General features: G+C 38.1%; 10 protein-coding genes. 3 read left to right on the top strand and 7 right to left on the bottom strand.

All coding sequences use genetic code 11. The annotated features are described in order from the left end of the window. Positions 1-20: 20 nt before the first annotated feature. A complete protein-coding gene (locus NL42_RS09270) occupies positions 21-698 on the top strand; it encodes a DUF421 domain-containing protein (RefSeq protein WP_461312541.1) in 678 nt (225 codons plus the stop codon). 215 nt (positions 699-913) lie between these two features. Here the strand turns inward: NL42_RS09270 and eno are convergent, their stop codons facing one another. The 3 genes from eno to NL42_RS09255 form a co-directional block, all read right to left on the bottom strand. Then, complete coding sequence (gene eno / locus NL42_RS09265; RefSeq protein WP_056480502.1) at positions 914-2,203, bottom strand: phosphopyruvate hydratase; 1,290 nt, start codon at positions 2,201-2,203, stop codon at positions 914-916. Positions 2,204-2,264: 61 nt separating this feature from the next. Beyond that, positions 2,265-3,122, bottom strand: coding sequence for a 3-deoxy-8-phosphooctulonate synthase (kdsA, locus tag NL42_RS09260; protein WP_003652054.1), 858 nt, complete (start codon positions 3,120-3,122; stop codon positions 2,265-2,267). Between the two features lie 30 nt (positions 3,123-3,152). After that, positions 3,153-4,790 carry a CTP synthase gene (locus NL42_RS09255; protein WP_252612810.1) on the bottom strand — a complete coding sequence of 546 codons (1,638 nt, stop codon included), beginning with the start codon at positions 4,788-4,790 and terminating at the stop codon, positions 3,153-3,155. A 223-nt stretch (positions 4,791-5,013) separates the two neighbouring features. Between NL42_RS09255 and NL42_RS09250 the strand changes: the two genes are divergently transcribed. Both NL42_RS09250 and NL42_RS09245 read left to right on the top strand, forming a co-directional pair. Then, positions 5,014-5,487, top strand: a complete 474-nt coding sequence (locus NL42_RS09250) for an internalin (RefSeq protein WP_133746730.1) — start codon at positions 5,014-5,016, stop codon at positions 5,485-5,487. Positions 5,488-5,731: 244 nt separating this feature from the next. Continuing rightward, on the top strand, positions 5,732-6,577 hold the full coding sequence (locus tag NL42_RS09245) for a metal-dependent hydrolase (protein WP_461312540.1): 846 nt from the start codon (positions 5,732-5,734) through the stop codon (positions 6,575-6,577). 63 nt (positions 6,578-6,640) lie between these two features. Here the strand turns inward: NL42_RS09245 and NL42_RS09240 are convergent, their stop codons facing one another. The 4 genes from NL42_RS09240 to NL42_RS09225 form a co-directional block, all read right to left on the bottom strand. Further along, positions 6,641-7,735: a YheT family hydrolase gene (locus NL42_RS09240; protein ID WP_461312539.1), complete on the bottom strand. Its 1,095-nt coding sequence runs from the start codon at positions 7,733-7,735 to the stop codon at positions 6,641-6,643. Positions 7,736-7,754: 19 nt separating this feature from the next. Continuing rightward, a complete protein-coding gene (locus NL42_RS09235; RefSeq protein ID WP_461312538.1) occupies positions 7,755-8,471 on the bottom strand; it encodes an SGNH/GDSL hydrolase family protein in 717 nt (238 codons plus the stop codon). A 38-nt stretch (positions 8,472-8,509) separates the two neighbouring features. Beyond that, complete coding sequence (locus NL42_RS09230; RefSeq protein ID WP_049836848.1) at positions 8,510-8,917, bottom strand: nuclear transport factor 2 family protein; 408 nt, start codon at positions 8,915-8,917, stop codon at positions 8,510-8,512. A gap of 71 nt (positions 8,918-8,988) precedes the next feature. Beyond that, positions 8,989-11,013: a 2,4-dienoyl-CoA reductase FMN-binding domain-containing protein gene (locus NL42_RS09225; RefSeq protein ID WP_461312537.1), complete on the bottom strand. Its 2,025-nt coding sequence runs from the start codon at positions 11,011-11,013 to the stop codon at positions 8,989-8,991. Positions 11,014-11,068: the final 55 nt, after the last annotated feature.

The following is an 11,068-nucleotide window of genomic DNA, read 5'->3' as shown; positions in this document are numbered from 1 at the left end:
CCTATTAAAAAGGAGAAAAAATGGATTTTTTTAATATTTTCATAGGTGATACGACTTGGACCTTCGTTCTGGAAATTTTGGTTCGCTGTTTTGTCATGTTTATCATTATTATTAGTTTTTTAAGGCTATCAGGTAAACGTGGTATTCGCCAACTTTCTCTTTTTGAGCTCGCAATTATTTTATGCTTAGGTTCCGCAGCTGGCGATCCAATGTTTACTAAGGATTTACCTATCGCACATGCTTTTGTCGCATTTATCGTGATTCTTTTTCTCTACCGCCTTGTAACTTGGGCCATGGTGAAGCATAAAAAAATTGAAGATCTATTGGAAGGAAAAGCGCTTTGCGTGGTTAAAGATGGACTTTTAGTCTACAAAGATTTCCAGAAACAATCATATTCACATGATGAGTTTTTCTCAGAGATGCGCCAACAAAATGTTGAGCATTTAGGTCAAGTGAGAACAGCTTTATTGGAGTCTGACGGTATCCTGAGTTTACTTTACTATGAAGATGAAGAGGTAAAATGGGGACTCCCTCTATTCCCTGATGCTTATTGCAAAGCTGACGTGCTTAAAATCAATACTTTTTATTCATGTATGAAATGTGGTGAAACGAAAATTCTAAATACACTCTATCAAGAGTGTTCTCGTTGCAAACACCATAGTTGGGCTAAGTCGTTAAAAACCCGTCGTCTAGGATAATAAAAACAATTGAGTATTATAAATATCAGATACTAGGTTTTTCTAAAAAGGCGATAACAGATAGAATTTTTGTATTTTTCAGATGTATAAAAGAAGTCCTAAAAAATGAAAAACTAACTTTTTTTTATAAATTAAAAAAGGTGCTATTTCCTAATAGAATAGAGAAATAGCACCTTAAAATGTTAAAAAACTAATTTTAACTTTTTATTTAAAGATTAGTTTAAACCTTTAAACTCAGCTTTACCGCGGTAAGCAGCTTTAGTCAATTCTTCAATACGAAGTAATTGGTTGTACTTAGAAACACGGTCAGAACGGCAAAGTGAACCAGTCTTAATTTGACCAGCCGCTGTACCTACTGCTAAATCAGCAATAGTTGAATCTTCAGTTTCGCCAGAACGGTGAGAAATTACAGTTGTATAACCATTTTCTTTAGCAAGGTAGATTGCATCTAGAGTTTCAGTCAACGTACCAATTTGGTTGTATTTGATTAAGATAGAGTTACCTACTTTCTCATTAATACCACGTTGTAAAATCTTAGGGTTTGTAACGAACAGGTCATCACCAACCAATTGGATTTTGTCACCAAGGATAGATGTTAAGTAAGACCAACCTTCCCAATCTGATTCATCTAAACCATCTTCAATTGAGATAATTGGATATTGGTTTACAAGGCCAGCTAAATAGTCAGAGAATTGGTTGCTTGTGAATGCTTTATTGCCTTCACCCGCAAGAACATATTGACCATTTTTATAGAATTCTGAAGATGCACAGTCAAGCGCCAACATAATATCAGAACCAGCTTTGTAACCAGTTTGACCGATAGCTTCAAGAATAACAGTGATTGCTTCTTCGTTTGAACGCAAGTTTGGTGCAAAACCACCTTCATCACCTACAGCAGTGTTTAAACCTTTTTTGTTTAAAACTGATTTTAGTGAATGGAAGATTTCAGCACCAGCACGTAATGCTTCAGCAAATGAAGTAAAGCCTACTGGCTCAATCATAAACTCTTGAATATCTACATTATTGTCTGCATGCGAACCACCATTGATGATGTTCATCATTGGTACAGGCATAGTCAAAATCTTTTGACCACGTAAGTCAGCGATGTATTGGAAAAGAGGAATTTTCTTTTCATCAGCAGCAGCACGCGCAGCAGCTAATGACACAGCCAAAGTTGCATTCGCACCCAATTTTTCTTTGTTTTCAGTACCATCAAGTTCGATCATCGTATTATCGATGTCTTTTTGTTCAAATACTGATTTGCCCACTAAAGCGTCACGGATAATCGTGTTTACGTTGTTAACCGCAGTTTTAACGCCTTTACCTAAGTAACGTGATTTATCACCGTCACGTAGTTCTAAAGCTTCACGAGAACCAGTTGAAGCACCAGATGGTGCACATGCACGACCAACAACCCCAGATTCTAAAATTACGTCTGCTTCGATGGTTGGGTTACCACGAGAGTCCAAAATTTCACGTGCACGGATGTCAACGATTTGGCTCATGAACAATTCCTCTGTTGAATGAATATGAGCTGCGATTAAAGCAGCGTAAATGAGTAAAAACTCAATGGGTGTCTAACTTTTTGAATCCTTTAACCAAAGTATCCAATTCTTTTATTTGTGCCAAGAATGGCTCAAGCTGCGACATGCGTAATGCACAAGGTCCATCGCATTTTGCATGTTCTGGGTCTGGATGACCTTCCAAGAACAATCCAGCCAGGCCTGTTGCCATTCCAGCGCGTGCTAAAGTTGTAATTTGAGCACGACGACCACCTGCCGAGTCAGCACGACCACCAGGCGTTTGCAACGCATGTGTTACATCAAAGAAAACAGGAACATTCATTTCTTTCATAATGTCAAACCCAAGCATATCTACAACAAGATTGTTATAGCCAAATGCTGAACCACGCTCACAAAGAATAAGTTTATCGTTTCCTGCTTCTAAACATTTATTCAGGATATGACGCATTTCATGAGGTGCCAAAAACTGAGCTTTCTTAATGTTAATAATAGCCTGTGTTTTCGCCATCGCTTCAACAAGATCAGTTTGGCGACTTAAGAAAGCCGGTAACTGAATAATATCGGCTACTTCTGCAACTGCTTCAGCTTGATGAGGTTCATGAACATCGGTAATGATAGGCACATTAAAATGCTTTTTAATATCGCCTAACCATTCAATACCTTTTTCAAGTCCAGGACCACGGAATGAATGCAGACTAGAACGATTTGCTTTATCGAAACTTGCTTTAAATACATAAGGAATATCTAAGCGTTTGCAGATATCAACATAAGTTTCTGCAATTTCGAAAGCTAAATCTTTTGATTCAAGTACGTTCATTCCGCCAAATAATACAAATGGCAAATGATTTGCCATTTGTATATCGCCTAAACGTACAACTTCTTGTGGTTTTAATTGTGACATTTAAACTTTCCCAGTTTATTTAAAATCGCATTATTTACTTTTTTGATGCTGAGTTTTCGCAGCGCCAATAAAACTAGCAAATAATGGATGTCCATCACGTGGTGAACTTGTAAATTCCGGGTGGAATTGTACAGCAATAAACCAAGGATGTTCAGGAATTTCTACAGTTTCAACCAAATGTTGTGCCGTAGAGTAACCAGAAATCTTCATACCAGCTTGTTCAATCGACTCAATGAAACGATTATTCATTTCATAACGGTGACGATGACGCTCAGTGATTTCTGCTTTACCATAAACTTCACGAGTTTTTGTGCCTTCAACCAATTCAGATTTTTGTGCACCTAAACGCATAGTTCCACCCAAGTCAGACTCTACACTGCGTTGTTGTAACTCGCCACGCTCATCTAACCATTCGGTAATTAAACCAATCAATGGATACTTTGTAGAACGGTTAAATTCTGTAGAAGATGCTTCTGGCATTGCTGCAACATGGCGTGCATATTCAATTACAGCCAATTGCATGCCTAAACAAATACCTAAGAATGGAATTTTGTTTTCACGTGCATATTGAATAGCTTTCATTTTGCCTTCAGTACCACGCTCACCAAAGCCACCTGGGACTAAAATTGCGTCAGCTGTTTGCAAAATAGAAACGTCTTGAGTTTCAAGTTCTTCAGCATTGACATAGTCAATCTGTACTTTCACAAGGTTTTGGATACCAGCATGTAAAAGTGCTTCATTCACAGATTTATAAGCATCTGGAAGTTCTACATATTTACCAACCATCGCAACACGTACCGTGTATTCAGGATTTAATAATGCTTCGACTACATTATCCCAATCGGTTAAGTCAGCTTCTGGAAGATCATTAAACCCAAAACGTTCACAGATCAAGTCATCAACGTTTTGTTCGTAGAATGTACGTGGAATTTGATAAATCGTTTTCGCATCTTTACATACCACAACGGCACGCGCTTCCACGTTAGTGAACAATGCAATTTTACGTTTAGTATCAACATCTACATCATATTCAGTACGGCAGATTAAGATATCTGGCTGAATACCAATTGAAAGAAGCTCTTTCACTGAATGTTGAGTTGGCTTGGTTTTTAACTCAGCCGCAGATTTGATATATGGCAACAATGTTAAATGCATTAGCATGGTACGTTTATGACCAAGCTCAACCATTAACTGACGAACTGATTCCATAAATGGAAGTGATTCGATATCACCAACCGTACCGCCAATCTCAACGATTGCAACGTCGTAACCTTCACCTGCGCGAAGTACACGTTCTTTAATGTTGTCTGTAATATGTGGAATAACTTGAACCGTACCACCTAAGTAATCACCACGACGCTCTTTATTTAGAACATCTTGATAAACACGGCCACTGGTAAAGTTATTCAGTTTGGTCATTTTAGCACGACGTAAGAAACGTTCGTAATAACCCAAGTCTAGATCAGTTTCGGCACCATCCTCTGTGACAAAAACTTCACCATGTTGGAAAGGACTCATTGTCCCCGGATCGACATTAATGTAAGGATCCATTTTAACCATTGTGACTTTTAAGCCACGGGCTTCCAAAAGTGCAGCAACTGAAGCAGCAGAAATACCTTTACCTAGCGATGAAACCACACCACCAGTAACAAAAATAAAATGGGTCATTAAGTTTCTCGTACAATCAAGCCGAAATCGGCCTACAATGTTGGGCAATTTTACTGTACTCTGCCCCTATAAAGCAAAGTCAAACCGCACCAATTCAAAGATCATTAAACAACTGGCTATTCTATCAGCATTTTTAATAAAAAATTAGGTCAATCTCACATGATTTTTTCATTCTCTTTTGCTGTTATAATGCGAGCTCCTCAATTAAATGTTGTTTAGGGCAATGGCAAATAAAAAACTTTTAATCTGTGCTGCAATTGCGGCTGGACTATTGTTAACCGCATGCGTCAAAAAAGAAACACCTGAAGAAGAGCAAGAAAAGGTTGAAACTGCTGTTTCAGAACCTAAGCCTGCTGAACCTGCAAAATTTGAGTCATTAGAAAGTGTTAAAACTGAAGAAGCTCAAACTCAGGAACCAACGCAAGTTGAAGTTCATCACGAGGAAACTGCGAATACTACAACTGTAATTCGTAGTGAAACTCGCCCTGCCCATTCTGAGCAAAATTCACAAACAACTGTTTCTGAACAACCTAAAGCAGAGCCGAAGCCTAAGCCAGAACCTAAACCTGAGCCAAAAGCAGAACCGAAGCCTGAAAAAGCTCAGTCAAAACCAGCTAAGCCAGCAGAACCATCTCAAACTGAAGATGATGCTGTTGCCGCTGCAATTGCTGCTGCTACACCAGCGCTTAAAAACTAAGTTCTCGTACGAATATGCCCAAATTGAACAGTTGATTTGGGCTTTTCAAATATTATTAAAATTATCAATTCAATAATCAGTTTTACTTTTCTTATTCCAATTTGTCTTTAAAGTTTTCCCAGATATCAATTTAGGACAATCTACTTCTTTCACTTGAAAAAGCATTGACGTTCCACACTCTGAGATGTAGCTTTTTACCAAGTTCCTTTTTGGAACCTTAATTAAAAGAAGATTGGAGCTTAAAATGACTACTGTATCAAATCGTGCATCTGCCTCATTTCCAGTCCGTCGTATGGACTATAATTTTGAAAATACACCTCGTTACTGGTGTAATAATGACCCCTCTCTTACCCATTATTTTACTGGCTTATCTACTCTGTTTCCTGAAGGTGAATCATATTTTGTTCGTTCAGTCCGAGCTTTACGTGCAAAAGCAAAGTCGAATGAAATTCTAGATCGTGAAATCAGTGCTTTTATTGGCCAAGAAGCAATGCACTCTAAAGAACATCATGCTTTTCACGTGAGTGCTCAACAACATGGCCTTGATCCCGAATCTTTGGAAAAAGCAACAGGTATTGTTTTAAAAGGCATTGAAAAGGTTTTTAGTAAAAAATGGAATCTGCTTGTCACTGTTGGCTTAGAACACTATACAGCTGTACTTGTGGTTAACATGATGCAGTCTGTTAATGAACTAATGACGGATTCAACTATTCGCAATTTATGGTTATGGCACAGTATTGAAGAAACTGAACATAAAGCTGTGGCCTTTGATCTTTATCAACACTTATATGGAAGTGGGCTGAGCGCATATCTCCCACGTATCACTGTCTTCACTTTAAGTTTATTTTTAATTACCGGCTTCTCAACATCCTATCAATTCATTCTTATGAAACGAGATCGCCAACTTCTAAACCTCAACTCTTGGCGTAATTTTTTTAGTTTTGCTAATAAACAATATAGAGCATTGATCCCTAAATTTTTTGACTATTATCGCTTTGATTTCCACCCCAACCAAACAGATGAAAAAGACCTCGTTACTAGTACCAAAATCAAAATTGGACTGAAAGATCCAAAATTGCTTTTATCCTGACCCAATCAAGTCATAAAGCCCATCTATTGAATGGGCTTTATTGAACCAATTACGGCAATACCGTCACTTTTTATGGTCAACCATAAAATAATTCGATATTAATTTAGCAGCCCATGAAGTACTTTTCCAACCCTCGTAAAAACCACAATGACTTCCCTTTTTAGTGGTTACCACTGCAATATTACTCATTTGCTGAATAGTTTCTTTATAAGGTTCTAAATTTTTAATAGAACATACTGGATCATCTTCAGCATTAAGAATCATTAATGGAATTTTGACATTCTCAAATACATAAATTGGATTAATTGCCTGACAATAACTTTGATAGTCCTGAAAGCCAGCCATTTCAAAGTATTCTTTTTCAAACTCTTCTAGACTAGTCGTTGCAAGAACTTTTTCTAAAGAAGCAATCTGGTTCCAAGTACTTTGATAAGGATGAATAAAATATTTGAATAACTTTTTGGTCATCATTTTGCTATAAAACGGGTGAACATTTTTAAAACCAATCTCAGTGTTGTAGCCTGGGCACATTGCAAAAGCTGCTTTAAATGGTGTGTCAGAGCCTTGCTCACCTAAATAACGAACCAACAATCCTGTGCCAGCAGAGGAACCGACTGCGTACAAATCCGATTTAGGAAACAAACTTTCAATATGCGTAAGCTGCTCTTTAAGATCACTGGTTGACCCAAAAAGAGAAATCTGTGGTACAGGCATAGGTAAACCAGCATGCCCCCGGCGTAAGCATAGGGCTATTCTCCATCCCGTATATTGATGAATATCTCTCACCAGTTCACGCATACTTTCAGGTGTCCCTGTAATAGTGTGCATGATAACAACTGTGGGAGTATCTTTCGGAAGATTAGAGCCATACCATGCGATCGCAGTTACTCCACCATCTTTCATGCTGAGCTGGTCAATACGGTCATATTCAAGCTTGATGGTTTTTTTTCTAATAATATCGAAATATAAAAGATGAACATGATTGTTAGTTAACCATGGCGTAGGACGATATTTTTGCTTAAGTTGGGGCAACTTATCCAAAACATCTTTAATTTTGCCTTGTGGGTCATAATAGACTTTTGGCTGTTCAGCACCGAGTACTGAATCAAACAATTCTGAACCGAAAGCTTTAATTTTATTTAAAGTAGATATGCCCATATCCAATCACGACCTCTGATTATGAGTTAAATGATTGCCGCACTAATGCTGCAACCTGCTGTCCCCAAATTGCATAAATTTCTTTGCTCGGATGAAAGCCATCACTTGCCATAGGCAGATTCAACGCTTGAAAACTTTCAATATCATATTGAATGAATCTAAATTGGTTTTGTGCTTCTACCCATTTATATAATACTTGATTCATTTGCTCCGCATATTTTCCAAACAACCAAGCCAATGGATTGGGTAAAGCTGGAAAATGTTGCATGGGTGGAACGCCTGAAACAATAATGAGTTTAGGCTGAAAACGTGCTTGTATATGTTCAAATAATTGCTTTTGTTGTTTTATCCATGAATTTGCTGACGTTAATTTTGTCACATCATTAACGCCAATAGATGTAACAACAACATCATAATTTTGCCGTTCTAAATGCTGTAAAGCTTGAAAAACCTGCTTAGTAGTATTACCTGTTTTTGCGTGAAGCTTCCAACTTATCAAATATTGATCTTGTAACTCAGCAATAATTGCGCCAGATAAAGCATCTTGTTGTGTTTCAACGCCAACTCCCGCTGCGGCAGAGTCTCCTAAAATAAGCAGAGACAATGGTCTGCCCTTACCAACCATGCCTTCTCTTTCACCACTGGCTTCTAGCAAGCGTGGTGTATTCTTACGAACCTTTGTTCCCTGCACAAAAAGTACAGGCAACAATGCTAAAGTTGAAAGTTTTAACCACATTCTATTAGTCTCTATCTTACTTAGGCTATTTACTAAAATTATTGTGGTTGAAACTTGGCAATTCTTATACCCATTTGTTCAGCCAGCGCAGCTAAGCCACTCATTGGACGAATCATTACTTCAAAATCAACAATTTTTCCTTGTTCATTAAAACGAATCATATCAATACCTTTTAATGACTTGCCACTGACATTGGCACTAAACTCAAGCACTATATTTTCGCCATCTTCTGTATAAAACTCACGATGATATGTAAAATTTTCGAACACTTGAATGACATTGGTAAGAATGAAGAAAACAACTTGCTTTCCTTCGTAAGGTTTATAGGCAACTGGTGAACGAAAAACTACGTCATCTGCCAGTAAATCATTTAGATCAGACAAGTTACCTGCCTGAATCATGTGATGCCATTTTTCTAAAGACTGTTTTGTAGTTTCAAGTGTCATTGTTATTTTATCCTGTAATTTAACTAATAAAGTTAGGGGCATGTCTGTATAAAGAAATGCCCCCACAAAATTTATAGAACCGCTGCTAGTTCAGCACCTTGACGTATTGCACGTTTTGCATCTAGCTCTCCCGCTTCTTTAGCACCCCCAATTAAATGAACATTTTTTCCTTCTGTTTTTAATTGGTCATACATTGCAGTGAAAGATTCTTGACCTGCACAAATCACAACATGATCAACTTCAAGCACACTTGGTTGTCCATCTATAGTGATATGTAAGCCCTGATCATCTACTTTGTCGTATTGAACCCCTGCAAGCATTTTAACTTGGCGATTTTTAAGGCCTGCTCGATGAATCCATCCTGTAGTTTTACCTAAACCAGCACCTACAACAGCAGTCTTACGTTGCAGTAAATAGATTTCTCGTTCAGAAGTCTCCACTTTTGGCTGTTTTAAACCGCCCACATGCTCATATTGAGTGTCAATTCCCCACTCTTCGTAGAACTTTTCTGGATTTAAACTGCCACTTTCACCTTCATGAGTGAGATATTCAGCCGTATCAAAACCTATACCACCCGCCCCAATAATGGCTACACGCTGTCCCACTGGTACACGTTCTTTTAAAACTTGTAAGTAGCTAAGCACTTTAGGATGATCAATACCTTCAAATTGTAATTGACGAGGTGTTACACCAGTTGCAACGACAATTTCATCAAAATTTGCTTGGCTCAACTCTTCATAAGTTGCTTTATGATTCAAAATCAACTCAATATTTGGTCGCAACTCAATTTGGCGACCAAAGTAGCGTAAGGTTTCATAGAACTCTTCTTTTCCAGGAACAGTCTTTGCAATATTAAATTGGCCACCAATTTGATGACTAGCTTCAAAAACTTTAACTTGATGTCCACGGTCAGCTGCATATACAGCAAAACTTAAACCCGCAGGTCCTGCACCAATAACAGCAATATTCTTTTGAACTTGAGCATCTTTAAAAATAAGTTCAGTTTCATAACATGCACGCGGGTTCACTAAACAAGTTGCAATTTTCATTGAGAAAATGTGATCTAAACATGCTTGGTTACAGCCAATACATGTATTAATTTCATCACTACGGCCTTCACTTGCTTTTAAAACAAACTCAGCATCCGCTAGCATTGGGCGTGCCATAGACACCATATCAGCATGACCTGATGCCAACACATGTTCAGCCATTTCTGGTGTATTAATTCGGTTAGAAGTAACTAAAGGAATAGAGACTTCACCTTTAAGTTTTTCAGTAACCCACGTAAACGCAGCACGAGGAACTTTGGTCGCAATTGTTGGGATACGAGCTTCATGCCAGCCAATCCCTGTATTAATAATAGTTGCACCTGCTTTTTCAATTTCTTTTGCAAGCTGAATCACTTCTTCAATACTTGAACCACCTTCAACTAAATCAAGCATCGATAGACGATAAATAATGATAAAATTTTCACCTACTAATGCCCGTGTACGTTTTACAATTTCGATAGGAAAACGAATACGGTTTTCGTAACTACCGCCCCATTCATCATCACGATGATTCGTACGCGCGGCAATGAACTCATTAATTAAATAACCTTCAGAACCCATGATTTCCACGCCATCATAACCTGCATACTGAGCAAGTTTGGCGCAGTTTGCAAAGTCATCAATGGTCTGCTGCACTTCGGCAGAACTTAGAGCTTTTGGCTTAATTGGGTTAATCGGTGCTTGAATTGCTGAAGGAGCAACGTTATTTGCCTGATAAGAATAGCGTCCAGTATGTAAAATCTGCATCGCAATTTTGCCCCCAGCTTCATGAACAGCTTGGGTAATCACTTTATGTTTTTCAGCTTCTTCAACTGTATCTAACTTCGTACCATGGCTAAATACAACACCATCATCATTCGGAGAAACACCGCCAGTTACAATCAGCCCCACATCACCTTTTGCACGCTCAGCATAAAACGCAGCCATGCGTTCATATCCCTGTGGTGCTTCTTCTAAACCAATATGCATAGACCCCATAAGCACACGGTTTTTTAAAGTAGTAAAGCCTAATTCAAGTGGCTTCAATAAATGCGGATAAGCTGACATATTTTCTCCTTTGGCTAGCAATAAGCTTGCTAATGCAACTTGTTGCATTAATTTA

Source organism: Acinetobacter sp. GN11 (genome assembly GCF_054823985.1).
This window is presented reverse-complemented; position numbering and strand designations above follow the sequence as displayed.